Source organism: Nitrospira sp. KM1 (assembly GCF_011405515.1).
In the GTDB taxonomy this organism is placed as follows: Bacteria; Nitrospirota; Nitrospiria; order Nitrospirales; family Nitrospiraceae; genus Nitrospira_C.
In genome coordinates this window covers 4109350-4127652 of the sequence record NZ_AP022671.1, presented here as the reverse complement: position 1 = coordinate 4127652, position 18303 = coordinate 4109350, and the positions used below count along the sequence as shown (strand labels likewise).

The following is an 18303-nucleotide window of genomic DNA, read 5'->3' as shown; positions in this document are numbered from 1 at the left end:
CTGTTATAGTCTGCCAATCATATGGCGAAGTCAGGCAAAGACGAAGACGAACAGGAAGAGTTACTCGAACCCGACGTGGTGGAGCTTTCGGAAGAGGAGGCGCGGGACCTTCCCCTGCCGGAGAAAGAGGCTCCACCGACAGACGGACGCGACGGCAGCACGGCGGTCGTTCCTGTCACTGCGCTTCAGCAATATCTCGCTGAAGTCCGGCGACATCCCTACCTGTCCAAAGAAGAAGAATTGCGATTGTTCGAAGAGTACCAGACACACGGCAACCGCGAAGCCGCAGTCAAACTCATCATGGCCAACCTGCGCGTTTCCGTGGCCATCGCTTCTGAATATCTGCATACAGGCGCCGATCATATGGATTTGATTCAGGAAGGCAACGTCGGCCTGATGCAGGCAATAAAAAAATTCGACCCATCAAAGAACGTGCGCTTTCATGCGTATGCGGCTTGGTGGTCTCGCGCCTATATCCTCCGGTATCTTCTGAACACCTACCGGCTCGTCAAGATCGGCACGACGCAAGACCAGCGCAAGCTTTTCTACAATCTCAAGAAAGAAAAGGCCAAGCTCGAACGGGAAGGATTCGCACCGGATACCAAGCTCTTGGCCGACCGGCTCAATGTTCGTGAGCGCGACGTGGTCGAGATGGATCAGCGGCTGGGCAATTGGGAACTGTCCCTGGATCAGCCGATCGGAGAGGATCAAGACGGCAGCCTCCTCGATGTCATCCCATCGCAGCAGGTTCCGGCCGACGAACAGCTGGCACAGGAGCAGCTCAAGACCTTGTTCCGAACCAAACTGGCCGAATTCGCAAAGACCCTCGAAGAGCGGGATGAGGACATTCTGCGTAACCGAATTCTTTCAGACAGCCCCCTGACCCTCGATGATCTGGGCGACAAATATGGCATTACGAAGGAACGAACCCGCCAGCTTGAGGCTCGAATCATCAAACGGTTGCGCGATTACATTAAAAAGGACGTAAAGGATTTTGACCGTTTGCACCTGTAGCCCCCTTACAATTCCCCATCTGATTTTCCCCTGGCTATTACGGATATGCATCGGGTAGGATGCACCGTTTCTGGTTTTGGCGGCCGGATAAAATTTGTTGCCGGCCCTCTTGACTAGGAAATGGGAGAGTCTATCTCTCCCTCAGTATCGTGGGATGAGGGCTTCTGCTCGTTTTGGGTGCCAGGCTGACGCCACCGAGTGCGAACCCGATCTAAATCATAGATATACGTCGAGTTAACTTTCACGAGGAGGATCTGCATATGAGTACAGCCGCCAAGGAAAAGAAGAACGTTGCCAAGGGCTTCACGCCGCTCGGCGACCGCGTGTTCGTCACCTACACCGAGGAGCTGGAGCGCACATCCGGCGGAATTTATGTTCCGGATTCAGCCAAGGAAAAGCCGCAGCGAGGCATTGTCCAGGCCGTCGGGAAGAAAGTCGAGAATGTGAAGGTCGGCGACCAGGTCCTTTTCGACAAGTATTCGGGCAGCAAGCTCCGGATCGAGGATGAGGAATGCCTGATCCTCAAGGAAGAAGACATTCTCGGCATTTTCTCGAACTAACATCACCATCATCTGCAAGACGATCGATATCCTAAGGGAGGAATTGTATGGCTAAGCAACTATTGTATAGCGAGTCCGCTCGGGCCTCTATTTTGAAGGGGGTCAATCAGCTGGCGGACGCCGTCAAGGCGACACTCGGTCCCAAGGGCCGTAACGCCATTCTCGACAAGAAGTTCGGCGCCCCGACCATCACGAAGGACGGCGTAACCGTGGCGAAGGAAGTGGAACTCAAGAATCCGTACGAGAACATGGGCGCACAACTCGTCCGCGAAGTCGCAAGCAAGACCAGCGACACGGCTGGAGACGGTACCACTACGGCGACAGTGCTGGCGCAGGCCATCTATCGCGAGGGCGTGAAAAACATCACCGCCGGCGCGAATCCGATGGAAATCAAGCGCGGCATCGACAAAGCCGTCGAGGCCGTGATCGGCGAGTTGAAGAAACTCAGCAAGCCCTGTCAAAACAAGACCGAGATTTCCCAGGTCGGAACCATCTCCGCCAACAACGACAAGACCATCGGCGACCTCATCGCGGAAGCCATGGAAAAGGTCGGCAAGGACGGCGTCATCACCGTCGAAGAAGCCAAGTCGATGACCACATCATTGGATGTCGTCGAGGGCATGCAGTTCGACCGCGGATATATCTCCCCCTACTTCGTCACCAACGCCGAGCGGATGGAATGTTCAGTCGAAGAGCCGCTCATTCTCATCAATGAAAAGAAAGTCAGCAGCATGAAGGATCTCCTCCCGATCCTCGAGCAGGTTGCCAAAATGGGCAAGCCGCTCGTGATCATCGCGGAGGAAGTCGAAGGCGAAGCGCTCGCGACCCTCGTGGTCAACAAGCTTCGCGGCACGTTGAACGTGGCGGCTGTGAAGGCCCCAGGCTTCGGTGACCGCCGCAAGGCCATGCTGGAAGACATCGCGATTCTCACCGGCGGCCAGGTCATTTCCGAAGACCTCGGCATCAAGCTCGAGAACGTGAAGTTGACCGACCTCGGCCGTGCGAAGCGCGTCACGATCGACAAGGACAACAGCACGATCGTCGAAGGCTACGGGGACCCGAAGAAGATCGAAGCCCGCGTCAAGCAGATCAAGGCACAGATCGAAGAGACCACCTCGGATTACGATCGTGAAAAGCTTCAGGAGCGTTTGGCGAAGATCGTCGGCGGCGTGGCCGTCATCAACGTCGGCGCCGCGACCGAGACCGAGATGAAGGAGAAAAAGGCCCGCGTCGAGGACGCGCTGCACGCCACCAAGGCGGCGGTGGAAGAAGGCATCGTTCCCGGTGGCGGAACGGCCTATCTCCGCTGCATCAAGGCACTGGACTCAATCAAGGATGTCCCGGCTGAACAGAAAGTCGGTTTGGATATCGTGCGCCGTTCGCTGGAAGAACCGATCCGGCAGATCGTCAACAACGCCGGAGGGGAAGCGTCCGTGGTCGTCGGCAAAGTGCGCGACGATAAGAATGCCAACTCAGGCTACAATGCCGCGACAGACGAGTACGTGGACATGATCAAGGCCGGCATCATCGACCCGACCAAGGTGTCGCGCTGCGCATTGCAGAACGCCGCCAGCGTCGCGGGCCTGATGCTCACGACCGAAGTCATGATCACCGACATCCCTGAAGAGAAGAAGGAAGCCGCGGGCGGCCATGCCGGGCACAACCACGGCATGGAAGGGATGTACTAAGAACTCGACATCGATAGCCGGCCGCTATCGACGTTCGACGAAGGGCCCGGTGGACATCCACCGGGCCCTTCGTGTTTCTGCCACCTTCCTTGATACAATCGCCGTCAGAATCACCTGGAGTCCAATGATGATCCTGGAAGTCGAATCGAGCGCCAATTGCGAAGAAGGCATCTTCGCGCGCTTCAAGGAGGCAGGTCCTGCGAGAGCGATCGGCCAGATCAGGCTCTTTGACCGAAATCCGGCTGGAGAATGGTATTGGGTCACGGGCTGGGGCAACGACCCGGGCATGCCGGTTTGCCCGGCTCATGCGCAGCCGGTCGAAGATTCCGGAGCCGGCCTTGCCTATCTCGTGTTCGGCGGCATTTATGGCTTACGCTTCAAATCCGATCGAGACGAACCTTGGTCGATCGATAACCCCGAACAATGGGGCGAAAGTTATCTGGCCCTGTCCAGCGAACGCGACCTCCGCTATCTCTGATTCCTCACCTCTGCCACAGCCTTCGATAGACTCGTCCGTCACCATTCGCACACCGGCCAGGCGTGTTTCTCGAAATGCGTTTGAGGCCGCGCCGTCCCTGCCTATACTGGAATGACATGGTGCCGAACAGCCAATTCGCCTAACCATTGCGCGTAGTGATTGCATGTCGATGGTGTCTTCCCTTCATAGGCTTACACCCGCCGTACTGACCGGTGCCAGCCTCATCATCTTCGCGGCGGATCTGTATTTTCCCATTGGGTTCGTTCTCTGGCTCCCCTATTTCGTCTTGGCCTTCTTCGTTGCGCGATGGTACGGGCCGGAAACGCTGCTGACGGCCACCGTGCTGTGGTCCCTCGCGATCATGGGAGAACCATTTCTGCCGCCGCATTCCGGCGAACCCCTATCGTTGGCGGTTATCAATCGCTCAGCGGGAATCGCGACACTTTGGATTCTGGCCGGATTGCTGTATGTCGACAGCCGTGCGCGTCGGTCCAGACAACAGACGGAAGAAACACTCAGGCAGACCACCGCATTCGTCGAATCTCTCTTCGAACACCTTCCCAACATGGTGTTCGTCAAGGACGCGAAAGACCTGCGGTTCGTCCGGGTCAACAAAGCCGGCGAGGACTTGATGGGCCTCTCACGCGCCGAACTGGTAGGTCGAAACGATTATGATTTCTTTCCGGCGGAAGAAGCCGATTTCTTCACGGCAAAAGACCGGGAAACTCTGACAAGCGGCCGTCTGCTGGACATTCCCGAAGAGTCGCTTCGAACGCGTGACGGCAACACCCGTCTTCTGCACACGAAAAAGATTCCACTGTTCGACGCCGATGGCACCCCTCGGTATCTGCTTGGAATCTCGGAAGATGTCACGGCGCGGAAGGAAGCCGAAACGACGCTGGTCAAGGCGCGGTTCGCCGCGGAGAGAGCGAACAAAGCCAAGAGCGACTTTCTGGCCAACATGAGCCATGAAATGCGCACACCCCTGAATGCGATCATGGGAATTTCCGAGTATCTCCTGCGTTCCGGACTGCAAGCGGAGCAGCGTGAACTGGTCAAGTTGTCTATGAAAGCCAGCGACGGTCTTCTGCGGATCATCGAAGATCTGCTCAACGCCGCCAAAATCGAGTCCGGCACCCTGGAACTGGCAAAGGATCCCTTCATCCTCCCGGAAATCGTGAGCGAAACGGTCGCTATGCTCACGGCGGAAGCCAATCAGAAGGGCCTCGCGCTCAAGATGGAACTCGAACCGGGCCTGCCGATTCACGTCGAAGGGGATGCCTATCGCCTTCGGCAAGTGCTGTTGAACCTTATCCGGAACGCCATCAAGTTTACGGCTTCCGGGGCCGTGACCGTACGCGTGGAGTCTTCTCCCGAGGACGCGAGACGAGAGATGGTCAGATTCACGGTCACCGATACCGGGATTGGCATTGATCCATCGCATACCAAGATGATTTTCGATCGATTCACTCAGGAAGACTCGCAATCCAACCGGCACTACGGCGGAGCAGGCTTGGGATTGTCGATCTGCAAGCAACTTGTCGCCCTGATGGGGGGACACATCGGGGTAGAAAGCATACAAGGTCGGGGCAGCGCGTTCGCCTTCACGATTCCGCTCCGCCCGGTGCAGGCACCGCAACCTTCGCATGAGACCAGACCCGCCCCAAAATCGGCAATGCGGCAGTCTTCTCTTGCGGACATGCTTCCCCCGAAAGGCATCAAGATTCTCTTGGCGGAAGACTCGATTGAATCACAACAGGTCATACGCCTGTACCTTCGCAATACCCCGCACCAACTCCAATGCGCGGAAAGCGGCGAGCGCGTCATCGAACACTTCCAGTCTGGATCATATGATCTCATCTTCATGGACCTCCAAATGCCCGATATGGACGGGCTCACCGCGACGCGCCTGATCCGTGAGTGGGAGTTGAAGCAGGGACGGCCGCGGACGCCGATCGTTGCCCTCACCGCGAACGGGATGAACGAAGCCAGGCGAGAAAGCCTGGAAGCCGGCTGCAATGAATTTCTCACGAAGCCGATAAAAATGGACGTGATCTTACAGACCGTCCAGCATTACGCCACCGCCACGCCTCAGGCCAGTCAGTCAGTCGGCCAAGCCGTGGCGGATTTCGATAGCCGATCGTACGACGAAGCCCTGCTCCAAATGAAACCGAAGTTCCTCAAGAACCGGCGCGGCGACGTCGAAGCCTTACAAACCGCGCTTACCGAACGACACTTCGAGCAGATCGCCTTTATCGGTCACCGCATGAAAGGGCTGGCGGGCTCCTATCAATTGGACGACATCGGCTCCATCGGCAACCGCTTGGAAAAGGCCGCCTCCGCCCAAGATCTCCAGACAGTGACCGAACTGATCGAAGCGTTGGCCGGAGCCATTGGAAAGGCCGAACGCGCCATGGAGTCTGTGACAGACACCCCCAACCGATCCCAATAGGCACCACATGAGGACGACATGAGCATACTGATCGTTGACGACTTTGAAGAGCAACGCGAACTCTTGGCCATGACACTCCAACGCGCAGGATACCGTTCTATCGTATTTGCCGAATCCGCCTCACAAGCGCTGGCACGCTTGGGAATCGGCGCTGGAGCTTCTTCGGATCGCGTGGATATCGTCCTCATGGACCTGTCCATGCCCGACATGGATGGACTCGAAGCCTGCCGGAGAATCCGATCGGACGAACGACTCGAACATCTCCCCGTCATTGTGGTGACCGCCAAGACCGATGCGTCGGACCTCACTGCGGCGTATACCGCTGGAGCGACGGACTACATCCGAAAGCCGGTCATTCCCGCCGAGTTGGTAGCCAGAGTCTCCATGGCCATGAGCCTCAAGGAAGAATTCGATAGCCGCATCGAACGTGAAAATGAACTGCATGCCCAAACCCAGGCGCTGGGCAGGACCGTCCAGGAACTCAAGACCCTGCGCGGCACGCTTTGCCTCTGCGCCAAATGCAAACGCGTGAAAACTGCGTCCGGGCTGTGGCAGCGGATGGAAGACTATCTGGAGGAAAAACTCAACGCCAAGATTACCTCCAGTGTGTGCACCAAATGCACGAGTGAACACTCGTCAAAGCCGCTGAGAAATGTGTAGCGGATCTGCTCGATATCGTCCCGTATGGATTCGCACCCGTCTTCACCGACCTCCCTTGATCGCCCGTAAGGTCGCCTTCAGCAGCGAGGACGATCCCGGTTCATAGAAGAGCGACTTGAAGAATTCGTGGACCACTGCGGTGTGGGCGTCATGATCGGCGGCAAACCGCCGTCTGGCCGTTGAGCGGCCAGACTCGCCATAGCCCATTCGAATGGCACAGCGTTCCAATTCATCCAGTTCATCCGGCAGCGCGTGCGTCTGCAGATCGAGCACCATCTGCAGTTTGTGCTCGACGTCGCGCAGAAATATATAGGCGGCGATGAGCGCGTCGCGTTCCTGCGGTGAAATCAACTTTGCGGCTGCGAATCGCTTCAATCCGCCGAGTGTGCTGCGGTCCATCAACGCGGGAACAGCGCGGCCGGCCAACGTTTGGATCGTTTGGACGAGAAATTCAATCTCGCGGATTCCTCCGACTCCCAGCTTGACGTTTCTTCGCTCGTGTCCGCGGCCAGCCATTTTTGCATCGATCATATCCTTGACGGAACGCACGTCCTCGATGACTTTCAGGGCGGATGCCGTATCCGGTTTCGCCCGCCGATCTCCGAACACGAATGGGTGAACGATGCGCATGAAGGCACGCCCGACCTCCACAGACCCCGCGATCGGACTGGACTTCAGGAGCGCGAGTCGCTCCCACACCTGCCCGCGAGTCTTATAGTACCGATCGTAGTCTTCGAGTGAACGCGCCAATCGGCCAACGGTCCCTTCCGCCCGCAGGCGTAGATCGACACGGAACACCGAGCCCTCTTTGGTTTGTTCGGTGAGCGCCTTCGTCAGGTCGCGCGAGAGCATCTCGAAATATTCTTCGTTCGAGATCCCGCTCGTCGTGAGGAGTCCCGCTTGTGTCGATCTTCGCGCCGTCCTCGTCTCTCCGTTCAGAGACTCGTAGACATAGATCAGATCGACGTCGGAACTGTAATTGAGCTCTCCCGCCCCGAGCTTCCCCATTCCGATGACGACGAAACGAGTTTCCACCCATTTGCCCGATCGATTCTTATGCATCGGAGTGCCGTACCGCACTTTCAGATTGGTATCCACAGTCCGATAAGCCGCATCGATAAGCACGGCGGCCGCATCCGACAAGGCCGCAGTCGTGGCAGGGACATCCGACAGACGCAGCAGATCACGCACGCCGATACGCAGCATTTCACGACGGCGGAACCGTCGCAGAGCTTCCAGCTTCAATTCAGGCGACTGGACGGACCGTAGGCTTTTTTCGAGTTCCTGCTCCATCCCGGTCCGGGTCGAAGGCTTCTCAAGAACCGACACCTCGCCGAGCCAATACACGAGAGCAGGGTCGCGGATGAGGGCGAAGGAAAGCGCATCGCTGTTTCCGAAGATCGTACAGAGCACGTCCAGCATGCGCGGTAACTGACGTACATAATCCAGGAAGCCGGACCGGTTCACTTCGTTCAGCAGGCGCTCCCAATGATTCAAGGCCTGATCAGGATCGGCGGTCCGGCTGACTGCCTCCAGCATCGGCGCAAGGATCTCCGCCAACTGCCGTCTCGTGTGGGGATCCCCGGCCATCGCTTGCAGGTTGGCATCCGCCTCTGCAACGGATCGGAATCCATACGGCCTCAAGATCCCTTCCGCTTGTCCCGGCTCGAGTCCGGCAGCGAGAAGCAACGGGAGAGGATCAGGTTTGGACGTTTCAAAAGACGGGGCAGGAGTAGTCCGTGACACGGCGCGCGGCTTGTTGGGTCTCGGCATGGCGGCATTATACTGAGGCGCTTCCATGCGCACAATAAACTCGCGCTTCGGGTATACTTCCCGCACGATGCCTGTTACCCCGCTATCCCGCGACGAATGGCTTTCGAGCTTGGCACGGCAATGCCAGGATGTGGAGAACGACGTAGTCAAGGATTTCGTCACGAGGATGGATCAGGGATACTTTTCTCAGATCCCGCCAGAACGGGTCGTCGAGCATGTCCGTTCAGCCGCTCTGCTCACCCCCGAAAATCCCTGCGAGCTGTCGATTGCCGACCTTCCCGGCGGCCGGACGGAAGTCACGGTCGTTGCCTACGACTACTTCTCCGAGTTTGCAATTATTTGTGGTGTCCTGTCTGTCTTCGGGCTGACGATCGATGAGGGTCGCATCTACACCTTTGCCGATCAGGCGCAGCCCGCCCAAAGCACCAGACCGGAATCGCCTCAGGCCAAGCGTCTCAAGAAGCGGCCAGGACTGAGCCGTAAGAAAATCATCGACGTCTTCTCTGTGCGCCCGTTGCCGGGTCGCAGATTCGACGAAGCGGAACGCAACGGTTTGCGCAACGAAATGACCCGCCTCATTCGCCTGCTTGATGCGGGTCAATTCGAGGAGGCGCGGCAACAGGTCAATCGGCGCCTGGTGGAGGAACTGAGTAGCCGCCAGAGCTCGTTCAGCGGCTTGTTGCACACGGTACACATCGCGTTCGACAACAGCCGGTCACCGACCGATACCATCATGGAGATTCGGTCGGACGATACCCCCGCATTTCTCTATGCGTTCGCCAATGCGCTCGCTATGCGCGACATTTATGTCACCAAGGCCGAATTCGAGATCGACGGGGGCAAACTCCATGACCGCTTCTACGTGCGCAACCGCTACGGCAGGAAACTGACAGACGAGGCCGATCAGCAGCAACTTCGTCTCGCCGCCGTGCTGATCAAACAGTTCACCCATGCCCTGACATGGGCTCCCAATCCAGCCAAGGCGCTGGAGGCGTTTGACCAATTCCTTGATCTCCTGGTCGAAGAAGCCGGCTCTTCCCACAAGAGCCGCGCACTCGACTTCGTGAGCGACAAGCGGACGTTTCCCCTGCTCGCCCGCCTGCTCGGCACCAGCGATTTTCTCTGGGAGGATTTTCTCCGCCGGCAACACGACAATCTGCTGTCACTGCTTCAAAACTACCGCGACTCGCCGCTCATCAAGCCTAAAGCCTCGCTACGGAAGGAACTCGACAGGACCGTGAGCCGCGCCAAGACCGGCGAGGACAAGAAGGCCGCTCTCAACAGCTTCAAGGACCGCGAACTCTTCCGCATCGACATGAAGCACATCGTCGAGCCCGGAACCGGTTTGGCCGATTTTTCGCTTGCCCTTACCGACCTCGCCGAGGTGATCCTGGAACGAAGCTTGAAAGATTGCCGCGATACATTAAGCAAGCGTTACGGACCGCCACGCTTGCACAACAAGAAATCCTGCCCGTTTGCCATCCTCGGGATGGGAAAGTTCGGCGGAGGCGAGCTGGGCTATGCCTCGGATATCGAAGTGCTGTTCGTCTACGGTGGAACCGGACGGACCGCGGGCAAACAAGGCATAGAAAATAGCGAATACTTCGAACGTCTCGCGCAAGAGTTGTTACGCTGGATTGAGGCAAAACAAGAAGGCATCTTTCATTTGGATGTGCGCCTTCGCCCTCACGGAGGTAAAGGCTCCCTCAGCAACCCGCTTGACGAAATCACGAACTATTATAGCCCGGCTGGACTCGCGGCCCCCTTCGAGCGCCAGGCGCTGATCAAGCTGCGTCATGTTGCAGGCGATACCCAACTCGGCCGGCAGGTCGAACGTCATCGTGACGACTATGTGTACAGCGGAGAGCCTTTGGACTTGCCGACAGCGCTCGATCTTCGCCGTCAACAAGTGAAACAACTTGTCGAACGCGGCACCGTCAATGTGAAACACAGTCCGGGTGGCGTGGTGGATATCGAATACGCGGTGCAATACCTCCAGATTATGCACGGCCATGAGCACCCGACACTCCGCACCTCCAATACGCTTCAAGCGCTTGCGGCGCTGGTCGATCGTGGCTTCGTGACACGGCAGGACGGCGACAATCTCCGGAAGGCCTATCTGTTCGTCCGCATGGTCATCGACGGCTTGCGCATGGTGCGAGGCAATGCGAAGGACCTGGTCCTGCCCCATCCCGATTCGGACGACTTTATCTTCCTGGCCCGACGCGTCGGCTATACGACCGACGACTGGCAGGCCGGAGCGCGGCATCTGCAGACCGATATTGAAGAGCATATGAAAAAGGTGAGGGAGTTTTTTGAGAGGATGTTTGGGAAGGTGTGAGGAGTTGGAGGATACGGGATCGCAGGCTCCACGACGATTGAACCCGCATGGCGCAGCCCCCCTCGGCTACGCAAACTTGGTCCGTTGCGACTCTCATCAACGGACCTTCGAACATGCGTGACCGGATCAGACAGTCGGCTCAAACCCAACCCAGTATAAGAGACCTTATGCGCGCGAGCGCACTATCAGTACCACTGCTGAGCAGTTCTCAAACACGCCTGAGTGGAATGGGTAAATCAGCCGGCGGTGTGAGCATCATATTCATGCATACCACCGCCTGTCACCGAGTCAACCCTTCCATGTTGTTCTGTCTTAAAGACGAGCTCGGTGAACCATTATTTTTTGGAAAGACAGAACGATAGCGGATCCGTGCTGCAGCTATTGTCAATGAAATGTCGATGATCGTTTCTGCATGGCTTCGATGATTTCTTCATGAAGTCGTTCGACCGCTGCCACCTTTGAAATCAACGTGACGGCTCCCGCAACCTTCATCGCAGTTTGCATTCCTTCATCGTCCGCAAAGACCGACAACCCCACCACGACGATATGGGGATAGTACTTCTTGATCCAACGCGTGGCATGCACACCATTGAGACGCGGCATGCTCAGATCCATGACGACGACCGAAGGGTTCAGCGGTTCAATCGAACGGCAGGCATCTTCACCATCAAAGGCTTCCCCTACCACGTGAATGTCCGAATGTGTAGAGAGCATATTGCGCAGGGCTTGCCGAATTCCTGCATGATCGTCGACGAGGAGGACTCGAATCGGACCGAGTTTTGTGGTCGCGCTCATAGGATAGTCAACGTACAAATAATGAATTGTGTCACAACACCGCGGACTCTACACATCTAAGTGTGTGACGGTTTGCCTGCCTACACAATCCCAGGGACATTTTCCCTTGATCCTAGAGCCGCTCCGCTCTAGCCATAACTCCTCAAGGGGACTCACCAACGTGTTTCAACGGTGGCTTTTAGGGTCTTTAGGCGTCCGTCATTCCTACTTTGGCTCATTTCGATAGCCTCGGTGAAGAGACTTCCGCGACATGATCTCGCCACACATTAGCCGTCCTTCCGTCCATACCTACCCTCTTTTTCCAAATTCTGCATTCGCTTTCTCATTCCTGTAGTAGAATGCGCGCCATGAACAGCCTGCCGTCTCGCGTTCTCGCATTGATTGTGCTGTCGCTTTCTCTTCTGAGTTGTGAATCCGCTGATCGCGTGGTCGCAGCCACGGAGCAGGCACTCGCCAGCCGCACTGGAAAAACGGTGCTCGACGTCGTTCAGGGCAAGAATCCTTCGCAGGTTGCAAAGCGGCATCTCGATGAGTATGCCAAAGACCCCGAACGATTGCTGAACGATCTTAGGACTGCACAACGCGACTTCCAAGCGCTGTATACAGCACTCAGGGGCAAGGTCGTCGAGAAGTGGGGCCCCAAAGAAGTCACGTTGCCCGAGAAGAAGAAATACGTGAAGTATACGCAAAGCTATAAGAGCCGAGCCATCGTGGATTTCGACAGGGCCGAGATCGTGGTGGAGACGCTGGACGATAAGGACTCACGCAACAGCCTCAACCGGGCGATCGTGACCACGCTGTTGACGCCACAGGACCCGCGCGTGGTCGATCTATTCTCCGATAAGGACATCCCGGTGAACGCCGCAACAGAACCCTATCTGCTGGGCCTTGTCCTCGATCAGCAAGGCAAACCGATTAAGACACCGGAGGCTGCCGACTCGTTCGCGGATTATCTGATCGAGAAGAAAACCGGCACGAGGACCATCGAACAGGACGGTAATAAGAAGCAGGCCACCTATGTCACGATGAAGATGGTGGCTAACCTGTCGCAGAAACAGGCCGATAAATACCGCCCGTATGTTATGCGGTTCGCCGAGCAATACAAGATGAGCCCGAGCCTGGTCCTGGCGATCATCCGGACAGAAAGCAACTTCAATCCTTATGCGGTCAGTTCAGCGCCGGCCTACGGCCTCATGCAGCTGGTGCCCACGAGCGGTGGGCGAGAGGCCTACCGCCGCGCAAAAGGCCAGGATGTGATCCCGACGCGCGATTACCTTTTCGATCCCGAGGCGAACGTCGAGCTGGGAACGGCGTTTCTCAACGTCCTGATGTTCGACCAACTGGACGACGTGACCAATCAGGTGTCACGCGAATATTGCGTGATCGCGGCCTACAATACCGGCGCCGGAAATGTCTTCAAGACATTTTCCAAGAATCGTGCGACCGCGATCCAGCAGATCAACGAACTCCGACCGGCAACGCTTTACGACAAGTTGAAAGCCAAGCTTCCCTATCAAGAAACCCGCAACTATCTCGAAAAAGTCACCACCTATAGAAAAGGTTTCGTGATCGCGTCGAATGCATCACACTGACAGCTGATAATAGGCTGGTACGTCTCGATTAATCGGTAATGCTCTCTTGGAACGCCCAGCCGCTTTTAACTTTTGCCCCTTACTAGCTGCCTAGAATTTGCATTTTGATGCGGTTCTCACTTCCAATAGCTGTTCCCTCAATCCCTTCCACGTTGACACGTTCCCATTCAACGCTAGCCTGCCGAAACTTGAGACATACTGCACATGATGGTTCGTCCACGGGATGCACACAACCACATACACTCACATTCTCGACCCGCCACCGTCAGCCGGCTCCTCACACGTTGAAGAGGTCCTCATGAAGCTCCCCCGAAAGCAGGCCACCGTGGTCCACGACGCGATCGAGCAATGGAAGCGTGACGGCGTCATTCCCGGTGCACAAGCCGCAACGTTGGCTGCGACGATCGAGGTGCAGTATTTCGATTGGCGAAAGCTTGCAAAATATTCGTTCTGGATTGCCCTCTTCTCCATCGTTTCGTCGGTGAGCGCGGCGCTTTCCGATCGCATGCTCCAGGACTTGCTCAAGGTCATATTCGAAGCGCCGGCCATTCATAAATACGCTCTGCTTTCCGTTGTGGCAGCCGGCCTGTATCGGTGGGGATTTTCAAGGCGAAGGGATGCACCTGATAAGGTCTACCGCAATGAAGCAATCTTTTTTCTCGCGGTGCTCGTCACAGGCGGAGCCATCTCCCAACTTGGACTCACTGTGGATACCGGCACCGGACACTATTCCCTCCTCTTGCTCTTCTCATTTCTGGTTTATGCGGTTCTTGGAACCATGTTGGAATCGAACCTCATCTGGGTGTTTGCCCTACTGGCGCTGGGCAGTTGGATGGGAGCGGAGACCGGCTACATGTCTGGTTGGGGAGCGTATTATCTCGGCATGAACTATCCGTTGCGTTCGTGCTGTTCGGCGCCTTGCTCACCGGCTCTGCATTGGCCATGGGACATCATCCGATGATGCAACGGTTCTATCGGAGCACCCTGGTGGCGGGACTGCTCTATCTCTTCATCGCTCTATGGATCATGTCGATCTTCGGCAACTACTCCGACATGCACGTCTGGGAACGCGTCAAGCAGATCGAACTCTTTCATTGGTCCATTATTTTCGGAGGCGTCGCCGGCCGGGCAATTTATCATGGTCTGCGGCACGACAACGATATCCCCAAAGGCTTTGGCATCACCTTTGCGGGCGTCAATCTCTATACTCGCTTTTTCGAATTGTTCTGGAACAGCCTGCACAAGGCTATCTTCTTTGCGCTATTGGCGGCTAGCTTCTGGTACATTGGCAGCAAAGCTGAAACGATCTGGAACTTGGGCAAAGACAAGAGAATCGTACCAACGCGCATATGAAGCCACACATCACCGTCATTACGCTCGGGGTTGATGACCTGAACCGCTCACTCGCGTTTTATAGGGACGGGCTCGGGTTGTCCACGAAGGGAATCGTCGGAACGGAATACGAACACGGAGCCGTGGCATTTTTTGATTTACACAACGGGCTTCGACTCGCCATATGGCCAAGAAAAGATCTTGCCCACGAAGCCAAGGTCCCTCTGGGGCCTCGAAGCGCCACAGAGGTGTCCCTCGGACACAACGTCTCGAGCAAGGCTGAAGTCGATACGGTCATCGCTCAGGCTAAGAACGCAGGTGCGACCATCACCGATCCGCCACACGAGGCCTTTTGGGGCGGGTACACCGGCTCGTTCCAGGACCCCGACGGGCATCTGTGGGAAGTGACGTGGAACCCGGCTTGGGAATCGGCAGATGAACCAGGGCAAGGGGCATGATTACGCTCTATCATCATCCAGTATCGCCGTTCTGTATCACGATCAGAATGATTTTGTGCTATGCCAAAGCAGAACACCGCGTCGTTGACCTTCCCTACTCCGATCGCCGGGTCATCATCGAGAAAACAGGAGGCAACTACTACAAGATTCCTATCATTGAAGACGGAAAGACCATCGTGTGGGATAGGACAGAACTCGGGCAGGAGATAGCCCGCTACCTCGACGATAAGTTTCGCTTGGATCTCTTCCCGCCTGCTCTGGAAGGGATTCAGTCTATCCTATCCCGATACATCGAATCGGATGTAGAGGGTGTAGCTTTCAAACTGAATGACATCCACTACGAATCATGGTTACCCGACGTGCATGACCGGACCATGTGGCTTCGTCATAAAGAACGGAAATTTGGTTCAGGCTGCATTTCGCAATGGCATGCGAACCAGGGCTCGTTTCACGAGGAACTTGAAGAGTGCTTGAAACCGCTAGAGCAAATGCTCTCGGTACGGCCATTCTTGATTGACGAGTCCATGAGATTTGTGGACTGTGATCTGTTTGGCGTCATCGGCAACCTGATGTTTAGCGGTCACAATGCAATCCCGACGCGGTTCAGCTACCTTCATCGATGGCATAGTCGTGTTGCGACACGCTGCGGCACAAGTCAGAGCGCCAAGACATAATATCGGCATTCAAATTGGTTCCAAAATGTCGCGCTGACAGGTTAAGAGTCTGCCAGAACGTTTGACGCACGAGCCCGCGAACTTTTAGGCCCCTTCCCGCACAGCAGATTTAAGCCACCTTGTGAATGGATGGTATCGGCCGTGAGGCCCGGCACGTCGTACAAGGCGCCGGGCCTCGGCCAGATTACATCTTGACGTGCTTTTTGAGGATTTCAGAATTCTGGATGTCTGGATTGTTTTTCCCCAACTCTTGAGCCTTCTTGAAATGCTCAATCGCGCTCTTATGGTCGCCCATCTTGTCCAGGACCAGGGCAACGTCAAAATGAGCTTCGGCGGATTGCGGATCAGCCTTGGCGGCTTCCACGAAGTGCGTCTTGGCCACGTCCATATGGCCCTTCTCGTAATGCATGATCCCTTCAGTGATATGGGTCTCAGCCTTCGACCCCGCAGCCGCCTTGAGCGGTGCTGCTCCATGCCCCATATCGGCATAGCTGACCGCTACGATTGCCACCAATGCCAAACACATCGTGGCTACGATTCCTAGTCGCGTTGTCATGAGAAACCTCCTTGGTGAATGAGTGAGCGCTACCTACTCCTACGTAACACACATTCGCTTGGATGCTTGATGCCGGAAGCCCACGCGCCCTCGTTTGTCACTTCATCAATCCGTTCTTCGCGGCAGGTGCGATCTCTCGCTGACGTTCTACCCCTGAACCTTCCTCGTCATTTAATCACGAGGCCGGCCTCTAAACAGCAACCAATGCGCACGACGGACAGTATGAGAGGATCATTTATATGAGACCGCTCGAGGTTGCCTTCCAGTCTATCAACCTATATTTACTACTGTGGATACGAGCGATTGATCCTGTCAAAATTGACGAACAATTAACATTGAAGGCTTTGCAATCCTCGCCATGTCGGTGTTGACGGCCGGAGTCTGCCAATTGACCTTTGTCCTATAGAAAAGTACCCTGTCGCACTTTCGCGTAACGTGTTTTCAATCTTATCCAAAGGCTCGACGAATGATCGAAATCTATGCGGACGGCGCCTGCAGTGGAAACCCTGGTCCCGGCGGTTGGGGAGCGTTGTTACGCGTCGATGGGGCCGAAACGGAGCTGTGCGGCGGCGACCCCGCGACCACGAACAATCGGATGGAACTGCGTGCCGTCATCGAGGCCCTGCAATCGTTCAAGGAGCCGATTGAGGCGCAGGTCTATACCGATTCACAGTATGTCCAGAAAGGAATCAGTGAATGGATTCATAGCTGGAAACGGCGCAATTGGAAGACGGTGGGAAGAGACCCGGTGAAGAACGAGGATCTGTGGCGGAGGCTCGATGCGCTGGCTGCCCGCCATTCACTCCAGTGGCACTGGATCAGAGGTCATGCCGGCCATGTGGAGAACGAGCGGGCCGACGCCTTGGCTCGAGCCGGGCTTGAACAGGCGCGCAGCACCGGCACAGTCTTCGGTTGTGCGGCCGATGTTCCTTCAGGCGACTCGTTGTTGGAGAAGATCGCACGACCCGCCCCAGCTTCTTCACCAATGTCCATATTCGGTGGCATTGAAGCGGGAGGCACAAAGTTCGTTTGCGGGATCGGGACCAGTCCGGATGATCTCACCATCATCACCATCCCCACGGAGTCTCCAGACGTGACGATCGAGCATACAGTGCGATTCTTTGCCGAGCACGCGAGGCAAGGGCTCAGCGCAATAGGAATCGGGTCGTTCGGCCCGGTCGACCTCGATCCCGACTCAGAGACATACGGGTACATCACCTCTACTCCAAAACCCGGCTGGCGTAATATCGATATCAACGGCGCCCTTGCTCGGGCGCTGAATGTGCCTGTGGCCATCGATACAGATGTGAACGCGGCGGCGCTGGCCGAAGCACGGTGGGGAGCCGGACTGGATATGCAAGACTTCATCTACCTGACCGTGGGAACCGGCATCGGAGGTGCCGCGATGGTCGGCGGGCGGGTCGTCCATGGCCTCATGCATCCGGAAATGGGACATATCAAGGTGCCTCACGATTTCAAGGAAGACCCATTTGCCGGCATTTGCCCGTTTCATAATGATTGCCTGGAAGGATTGGCTTCGGGTACGGCCATGCGCGCCCGTTGGGGCATATCTCCCGACGAGCTACCGGAAAATCATCCTGCATGGAGCTTGGAAGCTCATTATCTCGCGCTGGCGCTCCACACGTGGGTCTGCACCCTGTCGCCACGGCGCATCATCCTGGGTGGCGGAGTCATGCAGCGCCAGTTTCTTTTTCCATTAATTCGAAGCAGAGTGAAAGAACTGCTCAATGAATATCTCCCCACACGAGCTCTTATGGACGAAATCGATGGTTATATCGTGCCGCCCCGCTTAGGAGGACATGCAGGAGTCCTGGGCGCGTTACTCCTCGCCAAAGACGCTCAACCGCACCGATCTCGCTCCAAATAGCCTCATGGGTCTCTCCTGGATCTCACTCTGCTCCTATTAGGA

Annotated in this window: 14 protein-coding genes and 1 pseudogene; 12 read left to right on the top strand and 3 right to left on the bottom strand. The window is 56.3% G+C overall.

Features of this window, described 5'->3' with window-relative positions:
- The first annotated feature begins 21 nt into the window (after positions 1-21).
- The 6 genes from W02_RS19510 (at position 22) to W02_RS19485 (ending at position 6852) form a co-directional block, all read left to right on the top strand.
- Positions 22-1014 (top strand): RNA polymerase sigma factor RpoD/SigA, encoded by a 993-nt coding sequence (locus W02_RS19510; protein WP_173050795.1) that lies wholly within the window; start codon positions 22-24, stop codon positions 1012-1014.
- Between the two features lie 260 nt (positions 1015-1274).
- On the top strand, positions 1275-1574 hold the full coding sequence (locus W02_RS19505) for a co-chaperone GroES (protein ID WP_173050793.1): 300 nt from the start codon (positions 1275-1277) through the stop codon (positions 1572-1574).
- Between the two features lie 47 nt (positions 1575-1621).
- Positions 1622-3262 carry a chaperonin GroEL gene (groL, locus tag W02_RS19500; RefSeq protein WP_173050792.1) on the top strand — a complete coding sequence of 547 codons (1641 nt, stop codon included), beginning with the start codon at positions 1622-1624 and terminating at the stop codon, positions 3260-3262.
- Positions 3263-3386: 124 nt separating this feature from the next.
- Positions 3387-3740: a hypothetical protein gene (locus tag W02_RS19495; protein ID WP_232068600.1), complete on the top strand. Its 354-nt coding sequence runs from the start codon at positions 3387-3389 to the stop codon at positions 3738-3740.
- Between the two features lie 169 nt (positions 3741-3909).
- Positions 3910-6192, top strand: coding sequence for an ATP-binding protein (locus W02_RS19490; protein ID WP_173050790.1), 2283 nt, complete (start codon positions 3910-3912; stop codon positions 6190-6192).
- 18 nt (positions 6193-6210) lie between these two features.
- Positions 6211-6852: a PleD family two-component system response regulator gene (locus W02_RS19485; RefSeq protein ID WP_173050788.1), complete on the top strand. Its 642-nt coding sequence runs from the start codon at positions 6211-6213 to the stop codon at positions 6850-6852.
- A 42-nt stretch (positions 6853-6894) separates the two neighbouring features.
- On the opposite strand, the gene W02_RS19480 is transcribed toward W02_RS19485, so the two are convergent.
- Complete coding sequence (locus tag W02_RS19480) at positions 6895-8652, bottom strand: hypothetical protein (RefSeq protein WP_232068746.1); 1758 nt, start codon at positions 8650-8652, stop codon at positions 6895-6897.
- Here W02_RS19480 and W02_RS19475 point away from each other — a divergent pair.
- Positions 8651-10966 carry a hypothetical protein gene (locus W02_RS19475; RefSeq protein ID WP_173050784.1) on the top strand — a complete coding sequence of 772 codons (2316 nt, stop codon included), beginning with the start codon at positions 8651-8653 and terminating at the stop codon, positions 10964-10966. The genes W02_RS19480 and W02_RS19475 overlap by 2 nt on opposite strands.
- A gap of 384 nt (positions 10967-11350) precedes the next feature.
- Here the strand turns inward: W02_RS19475 and W02_RS19470 are convergent, their stop codons facing one another.
- Entirely contained in the window at positions 11351-11761 is a 411-nt protein-coding gene (locus W02_RS19470) for a response regulator transcription factor (RefSeq protein ID WP_173050782.1), read from the bottom strand.
- 347 nt (positions 11762-12108) lie between these two features.
- On the opposite strand from W02_RS19470, the gene W02_RS19465 reads away from it, so the two are divergent.
- From W02_RS19465 to W02_RS19450, 4 genes and pseudogenes are all read left to right on the top strand, one after another.
- Positions 12109-13353 (top strand): murein transglycosylase domain-containing protein, encoded by a 1245-nt coding sequence (locus tag W02_RS19465; RefSeq protein ID WP_173050780.1) that lies wholly within the window; start codon positions 12109-12111, stop codon positions 13351-13353.
- A 298-nt stretch (positions 13354-13651) separates the two neighbouring features.
- Positions 13652-14706: pseudogene (locus tag W02_RS22290) on the top strand (DUF2157 domain-containing protein).
- Complete coding sequence (locus tag W02_RS19455) at positions 14703-15143, top strand: VOC family protein (RefSeq protein WP_173050778.1); 441 nt, start codon at positions 14703-14705, stop codon at positions 15141-15143. Before W02_RS22290 ends, W02_RS19455 begins: the two are co-directional and overlap by 4 nt.
- Positions 15140-15817, top strand: a complete 678-nt coding sequence (locus W02_RS19450; RefSeq protein ID WP_173050776.1) for a glutathione S-transferase family protein — start codon at positions 15140-15142, stop codon at positions 15815-15817. The genes W02_RS19455 and W02_RS19450 overlap by 4 nt, the downstream gene beginning before the upstream one ends.
- Positions 15818-16001: 184 nt before the next feature.
- Here the strand turns inward: W02_RS19450 and W02_RS19445 are convergent, their stop codons facing one another.
- Complete coding sequence (locus tag W02_RS19445; protein ID WP_173050774.1) at positions 16002-16373, bottom strand: tetratricopeptide repeat protein; 372 nt, start codon at positions 16371-16373, stop codon at positions 16002-16004.
- Positions 16374-16839: 466 nt separating this feature from the next.
- On the opposite strand from W02_RS19445, the gene rnhA reads away from it, so the two are divergent.
- Positions 16840-18261 (top strand): ribonuclease HI, encoded by a 1422-nt coding sequence (gene rnhA / locus W02_RS21685; RefSeq protein WP_232068599.1) that lies wholly within the window; start codon positions 16840-16842, stop codon positions 18259-18261.
- Positions 18262-18303 lie beyond the last annotated feature (42 nt).

Coding starts and splice junctions, on each gene's coding strand:
- W02_RS19470 (WP_173050782.1), bottom strand. CDS start 11,761: ATGAGCGCGACCACAAAACTCGGTCCGATTCGAGTCCTCCTCGTCGAC.
- W02_RS19505 (WP_173050793.1), top strand. CDS start 1,275: ATGAGTACAGCCGCCAAGGAAAAGAAGAACGTTGCCAAGGGCTTCACG.
- W02_RS19455 (WP_173050778.1), top strand. CDS start 14,703: ATGAAGCCACACATCACCGTCATTACGCTCGGGGTTGATGACCTGAAC.
- rnhA (WP_232068599.1), top strand. CDS start 16,840: ATGATCGAAATCTATGCGGACGGCGCCTGCAGTGGAAACCCTGGTCCC.
- W02_RS19480 (WP_232068746.1), bottom strand. CDS start 8,652: ATGGAAGCGCCTCAGTATAATGCCGCCATGCCGAGACCCAACAAGCCG.
- W02_RS19450 (WP_173050776.1), top strand. CDS start 15,140: ATGATTACGCTCTATCATCATCCAGTATCGCCGTTCTGTATCACGATC.
- W02_RS19495 (WP_232068600.1), top strand. CDS start 3,387: ATGATGATCCTGGAAGTCGAATCGAGCGCCAATTGCGAAGAAGGCATC.
- W02_RS19445 (WP_173050774.1), bottom strand. CDS start 16,373: ATGACAACGCGACTAGGAATCGTAGCCACGATGTGTTTGGCATTGGTG.
- groL (WP_173050792.1), top strand. CDS start 1,622: ATGGCTAAGCAACTATTGTATAGCGAGTCCGCTCGGGCCTCTATTTTG.
- W02_RS19465 (WP_173050780.1), top strand. CDS start 12,109: ATGAACAGCCTGCCGTCTCGCGTTCTCGCATTGATTGTGCTGTCGCTT.
- W02_RS19475 (WP_173050784.1), top strand. CDS start 8,651: ATGCGCACAATAAACTCGCGCTTCGGGTATACTTCCCGCACGATGCCT.
- W02_RS19510 (WP_173050795.1), top strand. CDS start 22: ATGGCGAAGTCAGGCAAAGACGAAGACGAACAGGAAGAGTTACTCGAA.
- W02_RS19490 (WP_173050790.1), top strand. CDS start 3,910: ATGGTGTCTTCCCTTCATAGGCTTACACCCGCCGTACTGACCGGTGCC.
- W02_RS19485 (WP_173050788.1), top strand. CDS start 6,211: ATGAGCATACTGATCGTTGACGACTTTGAAGAGCAACGCGAACTCTTG.